Origin of the sequence: Mesorhizobium sp. B2-3-11 (genome assembly GCF_006442215.1) — a bacterium.
Taxonomy (GTDB): domain Bacteria; phylum Pseudomonadota; class Alphaproteobacteria; order Rhizobiales; family Rhizobiaceae; genus Mesorhizobium; species Mesorhizobium salmacidum.
Genome location: NZ_VFVS01000003.1, coordinates 272,422 through 293,190, shown reverse-complemented (window position 1 = coordinate 293,190; position 20,769 = coordinate 272,422). Strand labels below are relative to the sequence as shown.

Genomic DNA, 20,769 nt, shown 5'->3' with positions numbered 1-20,769 from the left:
ACTGTCTGTCGTTGCTCGCCTGGATTTTCTGGCAGGCTTACCGATCCTCGAAGCCGGTCAGCACGCCGACGGCGTTGATGCCGATCTCCTCGACGGCATAGCCGCCTTCCTGGACGAAGAGCGTCGGCAGGCCGAGTTTGGCGATGCGCCGGCCGATCTTCGGATAGTCGGGGCTTTTCAGCTTGAACTGGCTGATCGGGTCCTTCTCGAAGGTGTCGACGCCGAGCGAGACGACGACGATGTCAGGCGCGTATGCGGCGAGCCTGGCGCAGGCATCCTCGAGTGAGGCATTCCAGGTATCCCAACCGGTGCCGAAGGGCATGGGATAGTTGATGTTGAAACCTTCGCCCGCGCCCGCGCCGCGCTCATCGGAATGGCCGAGGAAGAAGGGGTACTCGACCATCGGATCGCCGTGCAGGTTGAGAACCTGCACGTCGGCGCGGTCATAGAATATCTCCTGCGTACCATTGCCGTGGTGATAATCGACGTCGAGGATCGAGACACGTTTGGCGCCCTGGTCACGGAACCATTGCGCGGCGACCGCGGCGTTGTTGATGTAGCAATAGCCGCCCATGAAGCCGGCGCCGGCATGGTGGCCGGGCGGACGGCAGAGCGCGAAGGCCGATCTCTCGCCGTCCTTGACCAGGCCGGCTGCGGTCAGCGCCACGTCAAAGGACGATTTGATCGCGGTCCAGGTGCCCTCGACGAAGGTGGCGCCGCCGTCGAAGGAATAGTAGCCGAGCAGGGCATCGATGCGCTTGGGCGGCACGTCGCCGCGCACGCCGCGCGTCGGCCAGGTGAAGGGCATGGCCGAGCCCGTGAAGCCGGATTCCACCCATTGCGGCCAGACGGTCGGCAGGAAGTCGATGTAGTCGGCCCTGTGGACGCGCTTGGCGGAGGCAAGGTCGTGCTCGACCGGTGCTATGATCGGGCCGAGCTTCTCGCTTTCGACCCGCGCCTTGATGAACTCCGCGCGCGAGGGCTTTTCAAAGCCGGGCACGATGGCTGAGGTAACCAGTTCCATTTGGCCGGCATGGCCGGCGTGAAGCGGCGAATAGACAGTCTTCATGAAATTCCTCTCAAAGTGCGAAGCTAAGGCAATTCCGGGATAGGTGGGAAGCGGTTTTCCGTCCTGAATTGCGTTGAAACCGGTCAGCCAAGATTGAGATAGGGGCTCAGCAGAGCGAGCCACATGGTTTCGACATCGTCCTCGATGAGGTCGAATGTCCTGCGGTCCTTCTTCAACCCCACGAGCCTGCAGGCATGCCCGACCTCCATCATCACCACCCCGAGCCGGCTGGCGATCTTGCCTTCGAGTGCCGGGTTCACATGCTGCAGCCATGCGGCATAAAGGGCGATGATCTGGTCGTCATATTCGTTCTGGATCGGCCGCAGGTCCGCATTGCCTGAAATGGCCTCGATCACCGGCATCAGGGTGGCGTTTTCGAGATAGAGCTTCGATGTGTCGATGAAGAGCTTGCGCACTTCCCGCCGGAACTCTTCGCGGTTGGAGGGCGGGGCGACCTTGATGCGCCTAGCGATCACCTCGGGAAAGGATGACAGCCAGCGCCGGGCGAGATCCAGAAGAATGGCTTCCTTGTTGGGAAAGTACTGGTAGATCGAACCGACCGACAGCCCCGCGCGCTGTGCGATGGCGAGCGTCGTCGGCGTCTTGGTTCCTTGCTCCCGCGTCAGGATCAGCGCCGCGTCGAGAATCCTGTCGACGACCTTGCTGGACCGTTGTTGCCGCGGCTGCTTGCGCGGCTCGAGCGCTATCCTGGTTTTGCGGTCGAGACTGCGCTTCACTGCTTGATGCCCTCGTTCCCGCCTGGTCCCAACACAAGCGAAGCGCTTCTGTCCACAATACATTCTAAATCCGGCATGTTGACAAACGCGAATAATCAGTCGCATTCTTTATCCACGCTGTCTCTTGGGATAACAAGGGGAATTTCGAAGACAGCGCACTGGCATCATTTCTTGTCCGATAGCGCTGCGCCGTGGTGCGCAGGTCGTTGGACGCGAGCTTTGCCGGTCTCAGTCAGTCGTCAAAAAAACGCGGAGTCGCGATGTCGGTCACGGGTGCGGGTGGTAGTGCGGATCTGATTGTCGTCAACGGTCGCGTGCTGACCATGGACGGTGACAATCCCGCCGCCGAGGCCGTTGCCGTCAAGGACGGCGCCATCATCGCCATCGGCAGCAGCACCTCCATCGAAGAGTTCAAGGGATCGGGTACCAAGGTCATCAACGCGCTTGGCGGATCGGTCCTGCCCGGCTTCATCGAAGCCCACATGCATCTGTTTTCGGGCGCCGCCGAGCTTGCCCATCTGCAACTGGCCGGCGTGCATGGGTTCGAGGCGCTGCAGAAGGCGATCCGCGACTATGCAGCGACGCACCCCCACGCGCGGATGCTGGTCGGGCAGAGCGTCGACTACACCGTGCTCGACGACGAGCGGGTGACGCGTCATCATCTCGATGCGATCCTGCCGGACCGGCCCTTTGTCATGGCCGCGCCCGACCACCATACGATGTGGGCCAACACCAAGGCTCTTGAAATGGCCGGCATCCTCAATGGACGCACGCTTGGTCCGGGCAATGAGATTGTCATGGGCGACGATGGCCTGGCAGCGGGTGAACTGCGCGAGGGCGAGGCCTTCGGCCCGGTTCTCGACCTTGCCGGCGAAGGCCGCGTGCGGCTGGGCCTGGCGACCGGCGGCGAGCCCGACCCGATGCCTTCGGCCGCCGAACGCGCCGCCGACCGCGATATCATGCGGCGCGGGCTTGCCTGGTGCGCGCGCCACGGCATCACCTCGATCCAGAACATGGACGGCAATCTCTACCAGCTCGAACTGCTGGCCGAGATCGAGGCCGGGGAAGGCCTGCCCTGCCGCGTGCAGATCCCTTTCCACTACAAAAATTTCATGACGCTCGACATGTTGGACAAGGCATCCGAGATGGCCGAGCGCTATAACAGCGAGTGGCTGTCATCGGGCATGGTCAAGGTATTCTACGACGGAGTGCTCGATTCCTGGACGGCTGTCATGGTCGAGCCCTATGCCGATCGGCCCGACTGGGTCGGCGAGCCGCTGTTCACGCCGCAGCAGTTCATCGATCTGGCTGTCGCCGTCGACAGGCGCGAGCTGCAGATCGCGGTGCATTCGATCGGTGACGGCGCGGTGCGTGCCGTGCTCGACGGCTACGAGGCAGCGCAAAAAGCCAATGGCAAGCGTGACAGCCGGCATCGCGTCGAGCATATCGAGGTCACCACCACCGCGGATGTGCCGCGTTTTGCGGAACTCGGCGTCATCGCTTCCATGCAGCCGCCGCATCCGCCCGGCGCCATGGATTTTCCGCTGGAGCCGACCGTGTCGCGCATCGGCCCGGCCCGCTGGCCGCTGAGCTATGCTTGGCGGACCTTGAAGAACGCCGGCGCCCACGTCGTGTTCGCCTCGGACTGGCCGGTGTCGCCGATCGATCCGATCCTGGGCATCCAGGCGGCAGTGCTGCGCAAACCGTGGGCAGAAAGCGACCCGGACCAGCGCTTCTCGCTGCATGAATCGATCGCAGCTTACACGGTCGAGGGCGCCTATGCCGAATTCGCCGAGCACCGCAAAGGCATGCTGAAATCAGGCTATATGGCGGATCTGGTGGTGCTGTCGGCCGATATCGAGAAGACGGCGCCGGCCGATCTGCACAAGCTGCGGCCGGTGACGACGATCTGCGGCGGCAAGATCACCTATCAGGCCCGATAATGGCATGAGGCTTGCTGGCTGAAAGACCGACTGAACTGTGATTCAATGCCGGGCTTGCCAACCTACCGGCCGTGTGGTCACATCCAACAGGGGACAAGCTCCGCCAGCAAGAGCGGGGTCAACAGTGAGGCGTAATCGTGCCGGACAAACCGGATCGGAATGCGATTGAGGTAGTAAACGTCAGCAAAATTTTCGGATCGGGTGAGGGGCAGGTCGCTGCCCTCGACAAGGTTTCGGTGTCCATCCGCGAGAACGAGTTCTTCACGCTGCTGGGACCATCCGGCTGCGGCAAGACCACCTTGCTGCGGCTGATCGCCGGCTTCGACTTTCCAACCGCCGGCGAGATCCTGCTCTACGGCCAGGACATCGCGCCATTGCCGCCCTTCAAGCGGCCGGTCAACACCGTTTTCCAGTCCTACGCGCTGTTCCCGCACATGACGGTCGCCGACAATATCGGCTTTGGCCTGGAAATGCTGGGCAAGCCGAAGGCCGAGATCAAGGCGCGCGTCACCGAGATGCTGAAGCTGGTCAAGATGGAAGCGCTGGCCGGCCGCCGCACCGGCCAGATTTCGGGCGGCCAGCAGCAGCGCGTGGCGCTGGCAAGGGCATTGGCGCCGCAGCCGAAAGTGCTGTTGCTCGACGAACCGCTCTCGGCGCTCGACTACAAGCTGCGCAAGGAGATGCAGATCGAGTTGAAGCGGCTGCAGAACGAAACCGGCATCACCTTCATCTTCGTCACTCATGACCAGGAAGAAGCGCTGACGATGTCGGACCGCATCGCGGTGATGTCGTCGGGCAAGATCCTGCAGGTCGGCTCGCCCTGGGACATCTACGACAAGCCGGCGGAACGCTTCGTGGCCGACTTCATCGGCGAAACCAATTTCCTCACCGCCGCCATTTCAGGCGCCGGCAATGGCAAAGCGCGCGCGACACTCAAATCCGGTGCGGTCATCGATGCCACCGTCGCCGAAGGCTTCCAGCCGAAGGAAAACGCCACCGTGGTGGTGAGGCCCGAGCATGCCAAGTTGTCGAAGGACAAGGGCGACCTGTCGGGCACGGTCGAGAACATCGTCTATTTCGGCACCGACACGCATATCCATGTCCATCTCGACAGCGGCGAGGCCTTCACCGTGCGCCAGCAGAACACGCGCAGCGCCGGCTGCGGTTTCGAGCGTGGCGACAAGGTTGGCATCATGATCGGCAACGATGCCGCGCAAGTACTGAGGGACTGATGGCCACCGCGGAAGAAGTCGCCAAGGCAGCGGAACGGCGCGATGTCCGTGACCGCTGGCTTCTGTCAGCGCCGGCGCTGCTGGTCATTCTGTTTGCCGCGACCGGCCCGCTGCTGATCGTGCTGGTCTATTCGTTCCTCACCCCCGGCGCCTATGGCGACGTGAAATGGCAGTTCTCATCCGACGCCTGGACATCGGTCTTCCTGGAACGCGATATTTTCGACGACACGCTGTCGCTCGCGGCGGCGCATGTCACCATCGTCTGGCGCTCGATCAAGCTTGCGGTGGTGACGACGCTCGCCACCTTGGCGCTCGGTTTCCCGACGGCCTATTTCATGGCGACGCGCAGCGAAAAGACCAGGGATCTCTGGCTGTTCCTGATCACCATCCCGTTCTGGACGAACCTTTTGATCCGCACCTTCGCCGTGCTGCAGATCATCCGCAACGAAGGCATCGTAAACACGATCCTGCTCAAGCTCGGCATCGTCTCGGCGCCGGTCCAGATGCTCTACACCGACACGGCGATCCTGATCGGCATGGCCTATGTCTACCTGCCGCTGATGGTGCTGCCGATCTATGCCAGCATGGAGAAGCTCGACTTCCGGCTGGTCGAGGCTGGCTATGACCTTTACGCGACACGCTTCAAGGTGCTGCGGAAGATCATTTTCCCGCTGGTCAAACCCGGCGTCATCGCCGGCTCGATCCTGGTCTTCATTCCGGCACTGGGCGCCTACGTGACGCCGAGCGTGCTTGGCGGCGGCAAGAACATGATGCTGTCCAACCTGATCGAATTGCAGTTCGGACAGGGCCGCAACTGGCCGCTGGGCTCGGCGCTGTCGATCACGGTGATGATCATAGTCATGGTGGCGCTGCTTGCCTATGTGCGCAATGCCGGCAAGTCGGGGATGCGGCATGGCTAAGAACTTTTCCATCAAGCATCAGACCGGCTTCACAGCGATCGCGGCGACCTGCTTTGTCATCCTCTATCTGCCCATCATCGTGCTGGTCATCTACGCCTTCAACGCGGCGAGCTCGACATCCGAATGGGGTGGCTTTTCGCTGAAATGGTTCCAGTCGGCATACCAGAACACGCAGGTCATCGACGCGACGCTGCGTTCGTTCCAGATCGGCTCCATCGCGGCGGTGCTGTCGACCATCTTCGCCACCATGGCCGCGCTAGCCACCACACGCACGGCGTCCTATCCCGGCCTCACCTTCAAATACGCGGCGATCAACCAGCCGCTGATGGTGCCCGAGATCGTCACCGGCGTGGCGCTGCTGATCTTCTTCTCGCGCATCAAGATCTTCACCGGCTATTCCGGTATCGGCTACCTGGTCGCCGCGCACACGGCGTTCTGCATTCCCTTTGCCTACCTGCCGATACGGGCGCGGCTGGAGAATATGGACCTGACGCTGGAACGCGCCGCGGCCGACCTCTACGCCCCGCCGTGGAAAACCTTTCGTCGCATCACGCTGCCGCTTTTGTGGCCCGGTATCCTGGCCGGACTGATGCTGGCCTTCGTCATCTCGCTCGATGACGTCGTCATCACCGAGTTCGTCAAATCGGGCGGCCAGGACACGCTGCCCACCTACATGCTCGGCCAGATCCGCCGCGGCATAACGCCCGAGATCAACGCGATATCGACCGCCTTCCTGCTGCTTTCGGTCGCGATCGTCACGTTGTTTTTCTTCGTCAGCAGGAAACGAGACTGAAACCGATAATGGGAGTTAAAACCATGAACTGGAAGACAACAGCGAGCGCCATAGGGTTGGCGCTGCTCGCTTCGACGGGCATCGCCCGCGCCGATGGCGAACTGAACATCTACAATTGGGGCAACTATACCAGCCCCGACGTGATCAAGAAGTTCGAGGCCAAATACAACATCAAGGTGACCATCACCGATTACGATTCCAACGACACCGCGCTGGCCAAGGTCCGCCAGGGCGGCACCGGCTTCGACATCGCGGTGCCTTCGCAGACCTACGTGCCGATCTGGATCAAGGAAGGCCTCGTCCAGGAGACCGACCCTGGCCAGATGGAGAACGCCAAGAACATTGCGCCCGAATGGGCCAATCCTGACTTCGATCCAGGCCGCAAATACACCGTTCCGTGGGCTTGGGGCACGATCGGCGTCGTCGTCAACACCGACGCCTACAAGGGCCCGACCAATAGCTGGGGCATCATCTTCAATACGCCTGACGAGTTGAAGGGCAAGGTCAACGTCGTTCCCGAGATGAATGACGTCATCTTCGCGGCGATCAAGTATCTCGGTGGCCAGCAATGCACCGACGACAAGGCGGTTCTGAAGAAGGTGCGCGATACGCTTGTCGCGGCCAAGCCGAACTGGATATCGATGGAATACAACACCATCGAGAAGATGGGCGCCGGCGACTTCAAGGCAACCAGCGACTGGAACGGTTCGGCCCTGCGCCAGCGGCTGGCCAACCCTGCCATCCACTTCAACTATCCGAAGGAAGGCTATGGCCTGTGGAGCGACAACGTCGTCGTTCTCAAGGAGGCCAAGAACGTCGAGAACGCCAAGCTGTTCCAGAACTTCATCATGGATCCGGAAAATGCGGCGGGTCTCTCGGCCTTCCACCGCTACGCCAATGCCATCGCCGGTTCGGACAAGTACATGCCGGCCGACATGAAGGACGCGCCGGAAGTCGTCATCCCGGCGGACGCCAAGCCGCTTGGCGAACTGCAGAAGATGTGCGCTCCGGAAATCCAGGACATTTACACCAAGATCTGGACCGAACTGCAGAAATAGTCACAGACACAAGGGCCCGGCGGCACATGCCGCCGGGTCTTTTCTTTTCCGGGAATGGCCCTTCATGGACTCCTATCGCAACAGCGATCCGCGGCCACCGATCATGCAGGGTTCGCCGCCCGCCATGGTGCCCCCCAAGCTCGACTGGGACAGGCCACCCTGGAACCGCTGGGCTTTCCAGCACATCAGGGAAATTCTGCCGACCGCCGAAGTTTGGCGCGGCACTGGTCACCGCCACCGTCTCGAACGCGCCGAGGTCGATCTCGATGGACTGGCTGTCGAGGACAGCGAGGGCAAGCCTTCGACGCTCGCCGGCTTGCTCGACGAGACCTATACGGATGGCTTCCTGGTGCTCAAGGACGGCCGGATAGCCTATGAGCGCTATTTCAACGGTATGACCGAGCGCACGCTGCATTTGTCGCAGTCGATGGCGAAGTCTGTCACCGGCTCGGTGTTCGGCATATTGGCCGGGCGGGGTCTGATCGATCCGACGAAGCTAGTGACGGACTACCTGCCGGAACTCAACGCGACCGGCTGGTCCGGCGCCAGCGTCCAGCATGTGCTCGATATGACCACCGGCGTGCGGTTCTCAGAGGAATACACCGACCGCTATTCCGACATCGGCCAGGTCGATGTCGCCACCGGCTGGAAGCCGGTGCCGCCGGGCGGCGATCCGGATTTCCGCTGGCCCTCGCACATGTTCGAGCTGATCCTGGGCTTGAAAGAGACGGTGCGCCCGCATGGCGCGCAATTTGAGTACCGCTCGATCGAGACGGACGTGCTGGCTTTCATTATGGAACGGGTGACCGGCAAGCGGCTGGCGCAGCTGGTTTCCGAGGAACTCTGGCAAAAGCTCGGGGCCGACGAAAGCGCCTGCTTCACCGTCGACAGCGCCGGCTATGCGCTGGCCGATGGCGGCTTCAACGCGACGCTGCGCGACTACGCCCGCTTTGGCCAGCTGATCCTCGACAATGGCGGCGGCATCGTGCCGGCCGACTGGATCGAGGCGACGCGCACTGGCAAGCATGGTCCGGATTTCTCCGCCAGCCTGCCCGAGGGCAGCTACCGCAACCAGTTCTGGATCGAGGATCCCAGCTCGCGGGCGCTGATGTGCCGGGGCGTGTTTGGACAGTTGATCCATATCGACTGGAACACAGGAATGGTGGTGGTGAAGCTGTCGACCTACCCGGATTTCAGCAACATGGCCTATTCCGTGGCAACGCTGAAGGCCGTGCACGCCATCGCAGCGGCGCTTAGCTGAGCTTCAAGAACAATGGACTGGTAGGAAACGCGATGGCCGGCAAGACCGCGTTCGAGACACGATACGAATTCGGCCGTAACGAGGTGCTGCTCGCCAACTGGCGCGTGGCCCCGTTCAACCGGTGGTCATTCCAGAACCTCGGCGAACTGGTGCCGACGGCACGCGTGGCAGCGGCGCCGGGCGTCATCGAGGCTCCTGTGCGGGACTTGGGCGGCTTGCTCGGGGAAAAGGTCACGGTCGCGAGCGCGCCGGAGACGGTGGCCGAGTTTCTCGTCCGCTCCAGCACCGACGCATTGACGGTGATGAAAGGCGGCAAGATCATTGGCGACTGGTTCGCGCCGCATATGGAGTTCGGCGCGCGCCACATCATCTTCTCGATCAGCAAGTCGGTGACGGCGATCATCGCCGGCATACTGGAAGGCGAGGGGGTGTTCGACCCTGAAGCGCCGGTGACGCGCTACATCCCCGAAGCCGCCGGCTCGGCCTATGGCGATGCAAGCGTGCGTAATGTGCTCGACATGAGCGTCAGCCTCGATTTCGAGGAGGCCTATCTCGATCCGGAAAGCGCCTTCGCCCGTTATCGCCGCGCGACGCTGTGGAATCCCGGCGGCGGCACCGAAAGCCTGCGCGAATTCATCCTGACCCTGCAGCGGCTTGCCGAGCCGCATGGCCAGACCTTCCGCTACCGTTCGCCCAATTCCGACCTGCTCGGCCTTCTCCTGGAACGCGCTTCAGGGCAGCGCTTCTGCGACTTGATGCGCGAAAAACTGTGGCTGCCGCTTGGCGCCGTCAGTGAGGCCTCCGTCGGTGTCGACATGGAAGGCACGGCACGTACCGCAGGCGGCATTTCGGTGACGCCGCGTGACCTGGCGCGCATCGGCGAGATGATGCGGCAAGGCGGCACGGCCAATGGCCGCCGCATCGTGCCCGAGGCCTGGGTGCGCGACACCACCAGCACCGGCGGCAGCTCGGAAGCCTGGCAGCGCGGTGCCATGCTGCCGCTGTTCCCGAAAGGCCGTTACCGCAACAAATGGTATCAGACCGGTTTCGAAAATGGCGCCTATTGCGGCATCGGAATTCATGGGCAATGGCTTTATGTCGACCCCAGGACCGAAGTGGTCATCGCCAAGATGTCGTCGCAGCCGGAGCCGGTCGACGATGCACTGGACCTCGAAATCGTTGCCTTTTTCGAAGTGCTGAGCCGCATGGTCTGACCAGCCCGGACAATCCAATCGCCCGCGCTTTCCTGTGGACCTCCGCCGCCGTTGAAAACGTGACGGTTGGCGGACCTGATCTCTGCGCCTATGGTCGCCGCTCTTTTCGACGAGAGTGGGAACGACATGGCATCCGACATCAAGCGCATCGCAGCCATCATCGCAGCCGAAATCAAGGCGCGGCCCGAACAGGCGGCCGCGGCGATCGGACTGCTCGATGAGGGGGCGACGGTGCCATTCGTGGCACGCTACCGCAAGGAGGTGACCGGCGGGCTGGACGACACGCAGCTGCGCGACCTTGCCGAGCGTCTCGTCTATCTGCGCGAACTCGACGCCCGCCGTGACACCATCCTGGGTTCGATCCGCGAGCAGGGCAAGCTTACGCCAGACCTCGAAGCGAAGATCGGGGCGGTGGCCACCAAGGCGGAACTCGAAGACATCTACCTACCTTACAAGCCGAAGCGCCGCACCAAGGCCGAGATCGCCAGGGAGCGCGGGCTGGGGCCGCTCGCCGAAGCCATTCTCAACGACCGCTCGTTGGTGCCCGCGGAAGTCGCGCTCGCCTATGTCACCGAAGAGGTGGCCGACACCAAGGCGGCGCTCGATGGCGCGCGCGACATCCTGTCGGAGCAGTTCGCGGAAAATGCCGATCTGGTCGGCAAGCTGCGTGGCTACATGAAGGAGCGCGCCTTCCTGCGCGCCAAGGTGGTCGACGGCAAGCAGGAGGCCGGCGCGAAATTCTCGGACTATTTCGACCATGTCGAGCGTTGGTCCACGGCGCCAAGCCACCGCGCGCTGGCCATGCTGCGCGGCCGCAATGAAGAGGTGCTGTCGCTCGATATCGAGGTCGATGCCGACGATGCCTCACCGGTGAAGCCGGTCGAGCGGATGATCGCCAATGCCTACGCCATCGGCGCCAGCCTGCCGGGCGACCGCTGGCTGATGGAGGTCGCCGGCTGGACCTGGCGGATAAAACTGTCGTTGCACCTGACGCTCGATCTGATGCGCGACCTGCGCGAGCGGGCCGAGGAAGAGGCGATCCATGTCTTTGCCCGCAACCTGAAGGATTTGCTGCTGGCGGCTCCCGCCGGCTCGCGGCCGACGATGGGGCTCGATCCCGGCATCCGCACCGGCGTGAAGGTTGCGGTGGTCGACGGCACCGGCAAGCTGCTGGCGACGACGACGGTCTATCCGTTCCCGCCGCGGAACGATGTGCGCGGCACGCAGGCCGAGCTTGCCGCGCTGATCCGCCAGCACAAGGTCGAGCTGATCTCGATCGGCAACGGCACCGGTAGCCGCGAAACGGAGAAGCTGGTGGCGGACATGCTGTCGGACATGCCAGCGGGTTCAGGCCCGAAGCCGCTCAAGGTTATCGTCAGCGAGGCGGGTGCCTCGGTCTATTCGGCCTCGGCGACGGCGGCGGCGGAATTTCCCGGCCTTGACGTGTCGCTGCGCGGCGCGGTGTCGATCGCGCGGCGCCTGCAGGATCCGCTAGCCGAATTGGTCAAGATCGAGCCGAAATCCATCGGTGTCGGTCAGTATCAGCACGATGTCGACCAATACCGGCTCGGCCGTTCGCTGGAGGCTGTCGTCGAGGACGCCGTCAACGCGGTCGGTGTCGACCTCAATACCGCCTCGGCGCCCTTGCTGGCGCGCGTTTCGGGCCTCGGGGCGTCGCTTGCCGAGGCGATCGTCGCGCATCGCGATGCGACCGGCCCGTTCGCCAGCCGCAAGGACCTGCTGAAGGTGGCGCGGCTTGGGCCGCGCGCGTTCGAACAGTCCGCCGGCTTCCTGCGCATTGCCAATGGCAGTGAGCCGCTCGATGCCTCGTCGGTGCATCCGGAAGCCTATGGGGTGGCCAAGAAGATCGTCGCCGCCTGCGGCCGCGATGTGCGTTCGCTGATGGGCGACAGCGCCGCGCTGAAGGCGCTCGACCCGCGCGTCTTCGTCGACGAGCGTTTCGGCCTGCCGACGGTGCGCGATATTCTTGCCGAGCTAGAAAAGCCCGGCCGCGACCCGCGCCCCGGCTTCAAGACCGCGACCTTCGCCGATGGCATCGACGACATCAAGGATTTGAAGCCCGGCATGCTGCTGGAAGGCACCGTTACCAACGTGGCGGCGTTTGGCGCCTTCGTCGATATTGGCGTCCACCAGGACGGGCTGGTGCATGTCTCGCAACTGGCCGACCGTTTTATCAAGGACGCGCATGAGGTGGTCAAGGCCGGCGACGTGGTGAAGGTGCGCATCGTCGATGTCGACATCAAGCGCAAGCGCATCGCGCTCTCTATGCGTAGGGATGCCGGTGAGGGCGGCGCGCCGAGGAGCGGGCCGCGCGACAATGGCGGCGGCAGGCCGGCGCCACGCTCGCCGGCGCCGCAGCGCCAGCCCGAGCGGCCGGCACAGCAAGGTGCGTTCGGCGCTGCGCTGGCGGACGCACTGAAGCGGAAATAGCTACCACGCCAGAACAGCCGGCTCCTTCTCGAGCTGGCCTAGCAGCCAATCTCGAAAGCTGGCAACCGGTGGATAGCCGCGCTTGTCGTGGGGAATGACGAGGTAATAGGCGCTGCGGCTTTGCATCGGCTGGCCGGGTGCTGGCACAAGCTGGCCGCGCTGTAATTCGCCAGCGATGAGGAGCAGCGGCAACAGCGCCACGCCGAGCCCCGCCATGCAAGCCTGGGCGGCGGTGCCGAACTGCTCGAACTGCATGCCCGGCCCGGTCGGCGCGCTCAGTCCCTGATGCTCGAACCATTCCGTCCAGGCGCCGGGGCGCGTCGTCATATGCAGCAGCGGCAAACGACCGATGTCGGCCGGCGTGGCGATGGCGCGGCCGGCGAGGAACTCGGGCGACACCACCGGTGCCACCGTCTCACGCACCAGCAGTGTCGAGTCGGCGTCCGGCCAGTCCGGCAGGCCGTAGTGGATGGCTGCATCCAACCTCTCCCTGGCGAAGTCGAACCGGCCGACGCGCGTGACGAAGTTGATGGTGATGTCGGGATTGCTTTCGACGAAATTGGGGATCATCGGCATCAGCCAGCGCGTGCCGAAGGTCGGCAATATGGCCAGGTTCAGGATGCCGCTATGCCGATTGCTCATCAATCCAAGCGCTGCGTCGCGCAATTGGCCAAGCGCCGAACGTACCGCTTCGGCGTAGATTTCACCTGCCGTGGAGAGGCTTACATTGCGGCTGTCGCGTTCGAACAGCCGGCGGCCGAACTGATCTTCCAAAAGCCTGATCTGGCGGCTGACCGCGCCCTGGGTAAGGTCCAATTCCTGGGCGGCGGCGGTAAAGGAGCCAAGTCGCGCCACCGCCTCGAAGGCGGCTAGGGCGCTGATGTTGGGCAAAAGGCGGCGCTGGACACTCATGATCCATTCCTAACGCTCATTGATCCGTGAAGCAATTTCGTTTGATTTTTTCAGGCCACGAGCCGATAAGCCGAGCTTCACCTGTTTCAAGGATCGAGAAGCCATGGCCGACAAGAATGCATTCGTGTGGGAAGACCCGTTCCTCATCGAGGATCAGCTTTCGGAAGACGAGCGCATGGTGCGCGATGGCGCTGCCGCCTTTGCGGCCGACAAGCTCGCGCCGCGTATCGAGGAAGCCTATCTCAACGAGACCTTCGACACGGCGATCTTCCGCGAGATGGGCGAGGCCGGCCTGCTCGGCATCAACATTCCGGAGGAGTTCGGTGGCCTCGCCGCCAGCTATGTCACCTACGGGCTGGTGGCGCGGGAAGTCGAACGCATCGATTCCGGCTATCGCTCGATGATGTCGGTGCAGTCGTCGCTGGTGATGTACCCGATTTACGCCTATGGCTCGGATGAACAACGCAAGAAGTACCTGCCCAAGCTCGCCAGCGGCGAATGGATCGGCTGCTTCGGTCTGACCGAGCCGGATGCCGGCTCCGACCCCGGCGGCATGAAGACCCGCGCTGAAAAGACTGCCAACGGCTACAAGCTCTCCGGCTCCAAGATGTGGATTTCCAATGCGCCGGTCGCCGACGTTTTCGTCGTCTGGGCGAAGTTGAAGGGCGAGAACGGCAAGGACGAGATCCGCGGTTTCGTGCTGGAAAAAGGCATGAAGGGCCTGTCGGCGCCGAAGATTGGCGGCAAGCTGTCGCTGCGGGCGTCGATCACCGGTGAAGTGGTGATGGAAGGCGTCGAGGTCGGCGAGGAAGCATTGCTGCCCAACGCCAAGGGGCTCGGCGGACCGTTCGGTTGCCTCAACCGGGCCCGCTACGGCATTTCCTGGGGCTCGATGGGCGCGGCGGAAGATTGCTGGCATCGCGCTCGCCAGTATGGCCTCGACCGCAAGCAGTTCGGCAAGCCGCTGGCCGGCACGCAGCTCTACCAGAAGAAGCTCGCCGATATGCAGACCGAGATCGCTTTGGGGCTGCAGGCTTCGTTGCGCGTCGGGCGTCTGCTCGATGAAGGCAAAATGGCGCCGGAAATGATCTCGATCGTCAAGCGCAACAATTGCGGCAAGGCGCTCGACGTCGCTCGCCAGGCCCGCGACATGCATGGCGGCAACGGTATCCAGATCGGCTACCACGTCATGCGCCACGCGCAGAATTTGGAGACCGTCAACACCTATGAGGGCACGCATGACGTGCACGCGCTGATCCTGGGACGGGCGCAGACGGGGATACAGGCGTTCTTCTGACCGTTCGATAGCCGTTTAATTTAGGTGCACCGCAACATCCGCTTGGAGAATGGCGACCAGATGTGTCAGGGTCCGGCCAGCTAAACGCCGATCTCCGGGGCCCCATGGCAATTCTGGCAGCCGTCTACCACCTGACCCACTACAAATACGACCGGCCGGTGGTTCTGGGTCCCCAGGTGATCAGGCTTCAGCCAGCACCGCATTCCCGCACCAAGGTGTTGAGCCATTCGCTCAAGGTCGAGCCGGCGAACCACTTCGTCAATCTGCAGCAAGACCCCTACGGCAACTTCCTCGCCCGTTTTGTCTTTCCCGAGCCGGTGACGGAGCTGAAGATCGAGGTCGATCTCGTCGCCGACATGACGGTCTACAATCCGTTCGACTTCTTCGTCGAACCGTCGGCGGAGGCGTTCCCGTTCGATTATCCCGAGGAAATCAGGGCTGATCTGGCCATCTACCGGGCACCGGAGCCGGCGGGGCCGCTTCTCTCGGCTTTCCTGGAAACCGTCGACCGCAGCGCGCCGAACACGGTCAATTTCCTCGTCGACCTCAATGCGCGTCTGCAGCGCGAGATCGCCTACATCGTGCGCATGGAGACCGGCGTCTTCTCACCGGAGGAAACGCTGGCGGCGGCAAAGGGCTCCTGCCGGGATTCGAGTTGGCTTCTGGTGCAGATCCTGCGCAATCTCGGCGTCGCCGCGCGCTTCGTCTCGGGCTATCTGATCCAGCTCAAGCCCGACCTGGTCGCGCTGGACGGGCCGGCCGGCACATCAGTCGATTTCACCGACCTGCATGCCTGGTGCGAGGTCTATCTTCCCGGTGCCGGCTGGATCGGTTTCGACCCGACTTCCGGCCTGCTCACCGGCGAGAGCCATGTGCCGCTGGCCGCCACGCCGCATTTCCGCAATGCGGCACCCATTTCAGGCATGGCGAGCTTTGCCAATGTCGAGTTCGGCTTCGAGATGCGGGTCGATCGCATCGCCGAACATCCGCGCATCACCAAGCCGTTCTCGGATGAAAGCTGGCAGGCGCTCGACGCGCTCGGCAACAAGGTCGATGCCGCGCTCGCGGCCGGGGATGTGCGGCTGACCATGGGCGGCGAACCGACCTTCGTGTCGATCGACGATTTCGAGGCCGCCGAGTGGAACACCGCCGCCGTCGGGCCGAGCAAGCGTGAAAAGGCCGACGCGCTGATCCGCCGCCTGCGCGAGCGCTTCGCGCCCGGCGGCTTTCTGCATTACGGCCAGGGCAAATGGTATCCCGGTGAAAGCCTGCCGCGCTGGACCTTCTCACTCTTTTGGCGCGCCGACGGCGAGCCGGTGTGGAGCGATCCGTCGCTGATCGCGCCGGAGAAAAGCTCGGCTGATGTCGGGCCGAAACAGGCCGAAAGCCTGCTGACGGCGATCGCCGGCGAGCTCGGCATCGACACGTCCATGGTCAGTGAAGCCTATGAGGATCCGGCCGAATGGCTGCTCAAGGAAGGCAAGCTGCCCGAGAATGTCGACCCGTCCAACTCCAAGCTGGAAAACCCCGAGGAACGCAGCCGCATGGCGCGCGTCTTCGAGCGCGGGCTGACCAAGCCGTCCGGCTATGTGCTGCCAGTGCAGCGCTGGAACAGCCAGGCGTCCGATCCGCGCTGGCGTTCGGAGAGGTGGACGACGCGGCGCGGCCGGCTGTTCCTGGTGCCGGGCGATTCCCCGGTCGGCTACCGCTTGCCGCTGGGAACGCTTCCTCATGTGCCGCCCGCGCAGTTCCCCTACATCGTGCCTGTCGATCCGTCGCTGCCGCGTGGCCCGCTGCCCGTGCGGGAAGCAATCTTGCCTGCGGCGGCTCCGGCCGAACTGGAAGGCGCCGACGAAATGGCCCGCCGCCAGCAGGCGGTGTCGTTCACGGCGGCGACCGGCCAGCAGGAGCGGGTCGAGCAGGAGATCACCGAGATCGGCGGCGCGGTGCGCACGGCACTTTCGGTCGAACCGCGTGACGGCAGGCTGTGCGTTTTCATGCCGCCGGTCGAGGCGCTGGAAGACTATCTCGAACTCGTCGCCGCTGCCGAGAACGCGGCAAAGGCGATTGGCCTTCCCGTGCATATCGAGGGCTACGGCCCGCCGCAGGACCCGCGCCTCAACGTCATCCGCGTGGCACCCGACCCCGGCGTCATCGAAGTCAACATCCATCCCGCCTCGAATTGGCAGGATTGCGTGGCGACGACGACGGCGATCTATGACGAGGCGCGGCAGACGCGGCTTGGCGCCGACAAGTTCATGATCGATGGCCGCCACACCGGTACCGGCGGCGGCAACCATGTCGTGGTCGGTGGCGCCACGCCCAATGACAGTCCGTTCCTGCGCCGGCCCGACCTGCTGAAGAGCCTGGTGCTGCAATGGCAACGGCGTCCCTCGTTGTCCTATCTGTTCTCCGGCCTGTTCATCGGCCCGACCAGCCAGGCGCCACGTTTCGATGAGGCGCGGCACGATTCGCTCTATGAGCTCGAGATCGCCATGGCGCAGGTGCCGCATCCCGACCAGGGGGCCGCACCCTTGCCATGGCTGGTCGACCGCCTGTTCCGCAATCTGTTGACCGACGTCACCGGCAATACGCATCGCTCGGAAATCTGCATCGACAAGCTGTTCTCGCCCGATGGACCGACCGGTCGGCTTGGCCTTGTCGAATTCCGTGGATTCGAGATGCCACCCAATGCGCGCATGTCTCTGGCGCAGCAATTGCTGGTGCGGGCCATCATCGCACGCGCCTGGAAGAACCCGCTCGACGGACGCTTCGTGCGCTGGGGCACTTCGCTGCATGACCGCTTCATGCTGCCGCACTATGTCTGGGCGGACTTTCTCGATGTGCTCGACGACCTCAAGCTCAATGGTTTCGAGTTCCGGCCCGAATGGTTCGACGCCCAGCTCGAATTCCGCTTTCCCTTCTGCGGCGAAGTCCAGCATGCGGGCATCAAGCTGGAGCTCAGGCAAGCGCTGGAGCCATGGCATGTCATGGGCGAGCAGGGCGCGATCGGCGGCACGGTGCGTTTCGTCGATTCCTCGGTCGAACGGCTGCAGGTCAAGACCGAAGGTCTCAATCCGGAGCGCCATGCGATCGTCTGCAACGGCCGCATCGTGCCGATGAGGGCTACCGACAACCGGGAGGTCGCGGTAGCGGGCGTGCGCTTCAAGGCCTGGCAGCCGGCTTCGGGCCTGCATCCGGCACTGCCGGTCAACACGCCGCTGGTGTTCGACATCTACGACCGCTGGTCGGGCAGGGCGGTCGGCGGCTGCGCCTACCATGTCGCCCATCCCGGCGGGCGCAACTACGACACCTTCCCGGTCAATGGCAACGAGGCCGAGGCAAGGCGGCTCGCCCGCTTCGAACCGCGCGGCCATACCCCGTCCGGCTATGTGTTGCGTGAAGAACAGCCGGGGGAAGATTTCCCGATGACCCTTGACCTCAGGCGTCCGCCAAGACTGTGATCTGACATGGCAAAGGGGAATCACAAAAGGGTGCGCGGCAAGCCGCAGGCCCATAGCCTGCTGGAGCACTACCAGCCGATTGACGGCGTCGTCGACGAGATGGTCGACGCGTCGGGCAATCCCCGCCCGGTCTGGAAGGATTTTGTCGAAGCGCTGGACGAACTCGGGGCCGAAAAGCTCGGCCAGCGCTTCGCCCGCGCCGACCAGTATCTGCGCGATGCGGGTGTTTACTACCGCGTCTATGACAAGGCAGGCGCCAACGAGCGCGAATGGCCGCTGGCGCATATTCCCGTGCTCATCGAGGACTGCGAGTGGCAGGCGATCAGCGCCGGCCTGGTGCAGCGCGCCGACCTGCTCGAGGAAATTGTCGCCGATATCCATGGACAGAACCGACTGGTCGAAAAAGGCACCCTGCCGGCAGGGCTGATCGCGGCGAGCCCTGAATACTTGCGGCCCGTGGTCGGCACCAGGCCGGCCGGAGGGCATTTCCTGCACTTCTGCGCCTTCGAGCTCGGCCGCGGGCCCGATGGCCGCTGGTGGGTGCTTGGCGACCGCACCCAGGCGCCTTCGGGCGCCGGCTTCGCGCTGGAGAACCGGGTCGCCACCACGCGCGCACTGTCAGACATCTATGGCGAGATGCATGTGCACCGGCTCGCCGGCTTCTTCCGTCGCTTCCGCGATGCGCTGATCGGAATGGCAAAGGAGAGCGACGGCCGCGTCGCCATCCTGACGCCGGGGCCGCTCAACGAAACCTACTATGAACACGCCTATATCGCCCGCTACCTCGGCATCATGCTGCTCGAAGGCGAGGATCTGACTGTTTCCGGCGGCAGGCTCATGGTGCGCACCGTGTCGGGCCTGATGCCGATCAGCGTGCTGTGGCGGCGGCTCGATGCCGCCTTTGCCGATCCTCTCGAACTGCGTCCGGATTCGCAGATCGGCACGCCGGGCCTGGTCGAAGCGATCCGGCAAGGTACGGTGTCCACCGTCAATGCGCTGGGATCGGGCCTGATGGAGACGCGTGCGCTGCTTGCGTTCCTGCCCAAGATCGCGCGCGAATTGTGGGGCGAGGAGCTGCTTTTGCCCAGTGTGGCGACATGGTGGTGCGGGCAGGGGACGGAGCGCGCCCATGTCCTCGCCAATATCGACCGCATGGTGGTCGGCCCGGCGCTGTCGACAAGGCTTGCCTTCGAGGATGACGGACAGACAAAGCTCGGCTCGGCGCTGTCGGTCGGGGAACGGGCGGAACTGGTGGCGCGCATCGAACGCGATGGCGAGGCCTTCGTCGGCCAGGAAGCGGTGACACTTTCGACGACACCCGTCTATGTCGGCGGCTGGCTGGAACCCCGGCCGGCGAGCTTGCGCGTCTATCTGGCGCGCACGCCCGAGGGATGGACGGTGATGCCGGGCGGTTTCGCCCGCGTCGGCCTGTCGCTCGACCCGACGGCGATCGCCATGCAGCGCGGCGGCCAGGCGGCTGATGTCTGGGTGGTCAGCGACAGACCAGTCGAGCGCGAGACGCTGCTGCCGCAGGAGGGCGACAGCTTCAACCGCACCAGGCCAGGTAGCCTGCCCAGCCGCGCGGCGGAAAACCTGACCTGGCTCGGCCGCTACATCGAACGCTCGGAAGACACCGTGCGCATCCTGCGCGCCTATCATGTGCGGCTCGCCGAAACGTCCGATCCCGACATGCCTCTGCTGGCAGATATCAGGGACTATCTCGAGCCGTTCGGCATCGATGTCGAAACGGCGATCCCGCCAGGGCTGATCGGCATGCTCGACAGCGCTGTCTACAGCGCCGGCCAGATCCGCGATCGTTTCTCGCCGGATGGCTGGCTGGCGCTCAAGGATTTGTCGAAGACGATCCATCGGTTCGCCACCACCGTGGCGCCCGGCGACGACGCGACGCGGGCCATGACCGTCATTCTGCGCAAGCTTGCCGGATTCTCCGGCCTGCTGCACGAGAACATGTACCGTTTCGCCGGCTGGCGCTTCCTCGAGATCGGCCGGCGGCTGGAACGTGGCATCCAGATCGCCGGCACGCTGGCCCGACTGACCGGCACCAAGGCGCCGGATGGCGCGCTGGACATGATGCTGGAGATCGGCGACAGCGTCATGACCCATCGCCGGCAATATCCGGTGCAGGCCGGCCGGCGCACGGTGGTCGATCTCCTGGCGCTCGATCCGCTCAATCCACGCTCCATCCTGTTCCAGCTGGAAAGGCTGAAGACCGAGATAGGGCTGCTGCCGGCGACCGGCGGCGAGGGGCACATGTCGGCGGCGGCCAAGGAGATCCTGCAGCTCAATACCGCCATCGCCATCAAGGAGCCGGCTGACATGACGACGAAGGCGCTGAACGAACTCGCCAGCGAAATCGGCGGCCTCTACGACAGCCTCGCCAAAGCCTATTTCGGCTAG

General features: G+C 63.8%; 14 protein-coding genes. 11 read left to right on the top strand and 3 right to left on the bottom strand.

Features of this window, described 5'->3' with window-relative positions:
• Positions 1–37: 37 nt before the first annotated feature.
• Together FJ960_RS06790 and FJ960_RS06785 are read right to left on the bottom strand one after the other, a co-directional pair.
• Entirely contained in the window at positions 38–1,069 is a 1,032-nt protein-coding gene (locus FJ960_RS06790) for a histone deacetylase family protein (RefSeq protein WP_140712690.1), read from the bottom strand.
• Between the two features lie 83 nt (positions 1,070–1,152).
• Positions 1,153–1,806, bottom strand: a complete 654-nt coding sequence (locus FJ960_RS06785) for a TetR/AcrR family transcriptional regulator (protein ID WP_140712688.1) — start codon at positions 1,804–1,806, stop codon at positions 1,153–1,155.
• Between the two features lie 260 nt (positions 1,807–2,066).
• Here FJ960_RS06785 and FJ960_RS06780 point away from each other — a divergent pair, with 260 nt between their 5' ends.
• The 8 genes from FJ960_RS06780 to FJ960_RS06745 all read left to right on the top strand — a co-directional run bounded on the left by FJ960_RS06780 (position 2,067) and on the right by FJ960_RS06745 (position 12,678).
• Complete coding sequence (locus FJ960_RS06780) at positions 2,067–3,749, top strand: amidohydrolase (RefSeq protein WP_140712686.1); 1,683 nt, start codon at positions 2,067–2,069, stop codon at positions 3,747–3,749.
• A 137-nt stretch (positions 3,750–3,886) separates the two neighbouring features.
• The gene (locus FJ960_RS06775) at positions 3,887–4,981 is read left to right on the top strand and encodes an ABC transporter ATP-binding protein (protein ID WP_140712684.1); all 1,095 of its coding nucleotides are present in this window, start codon (positions 3,887–3,889) and stop codon (positions 4,979–4,981) included.
• The gene (locus FJ960_RS06770) at positions 4,981–5,901 is read left to right on the top strand and encodes an ABC transporter permease (RefSeq protein ID WP_140504104.1); all 921 of its coding nucleotides are present in this window, start codon (positions 4,981–4,983) and stop codon (positions 5,899–5,901) included. The genes FJ960_RS06775 and FJ960_RS06770 overlap by 1 nt, the downstream gene beginning before the upstream one ends.
• Positions 5,894–6,694 (top strand): ABC transporter permease, encoded by an 801-nt coding sequence (locus tag FJ960_RS06765; RefSeq protein ID WP_140504102.1) that lies wholly within the window; start codon positions 5,894–5,896, stop codon positions 6,692–6,694. Before FJ960_RS06770 ends, FJ960_RS06765 begins: the two co-directional genes overlap by 8 nt.
• Positions 6,695–6,717: 23 nt before the next feature.
• On the top strand, positions 6,718–7,752 hold the full coding sequence (locus FJ960_RS06760; protein WP_140504100.1) for an extracellular solute-binding protein: 1,035 nt from the start codon (positions 6,718–6,720) through the stop codon (positions 7,750–7,752).
• 64 nt (positions 7,753–7,816) lie between these two features.
• Positions 7,817–9,013, top strand: a complete 1,197-nt coding sequence (locus tag FJ960_RS06755) for a serine hydrolase (RefSeq protein ID WP_140712682.1) — start codon at positions 7,817–7,819, stop codon at positions 9,011–9,013.
• Positions 9,014–9,045: 32 nt separating this feature from the next.
• Entirely contained in the window at positions 9,046–10,227 is a 1,182-nt protein-coding gene (locus FJ960_RS06750) for a serine hydrolase (protein WP_140712680.1), read from the top strand.
• Between the two features lie 126 nt (positions 10,228–10,353).
• On the top strand, positions 10,354–12,678 hold the full coding sequence (locus FJ960_RS06745) for a Tex family protein (RefSeq protein ID WP_140712678.1): 2,325 nt from the start codon (positions 10,354–10,356) through the stop codon (positions 12,676–12,678).
• Here FJ960_RS06745 and FJ960_RS06740 read toward each other — a convergent pair whose 3' ends face one another.
• Positions 12,679–13,590: a LysR family transcriptional regulator gene (locus FJ960_RS06740; RefSeq protein WP_140712676.1), complete on the bottom strand. Its 912-nt coding sequence runs from the start codon at positions 13,588–13,590 to the stop codon at positions 12,679–12,681.
• 103 nt (positions 13,591–13,693) lie between these two features.
• Here FJ960_RS06740 and FJ960_RS06735 point away from each other — a divergent pair, with 103 nt between their 5' ends.
• The 3 genes from FJ960_RS06735 to FJ960_RS06725 all read left to right on the top strand — a co-directional run bounded on the left by FJ960_RS06735 (position 13,694) and on the right by FJ960_RS06725 (position 20,769).
• Positions 13,694–14,887, top strand: coding sequence for an acyl-CoA dehydrogenase (locus FJ960_RS06735; protein ID WP_140712674.1), 1,194 nt, complete (start codon positions 13,694–13,696; stop codon positions 14,885–14,887).
• Positions 14,888–14,991: 104 nt separating this feature from the next.
• Complete coding sequence (locus FJ960_RS06730; RefSeq protein WP_140712672.1) at positions 14,992–18,351, top strand: transglutaminase family protein; 3,360 nt, start codon at positions 14,992–14,994, stop codon at positions 18,349–18,351.
• A 6-nt stretch (positions 18,352–18,357) separates the two neighbouring features.
• Positions 18,358–20,769 carry a circularly permuted type 2 ATP-grasp protein gene (locus FJ960_RS06725; RefSeq protein ID WP_140712670.1) on the top strand — a complete coding sequence of 804 codons (2,412 nt, stop codon included), beginning with the start codon at positions 18,358–18,360 and terminating at the stop codon, positions 20,767–20,769.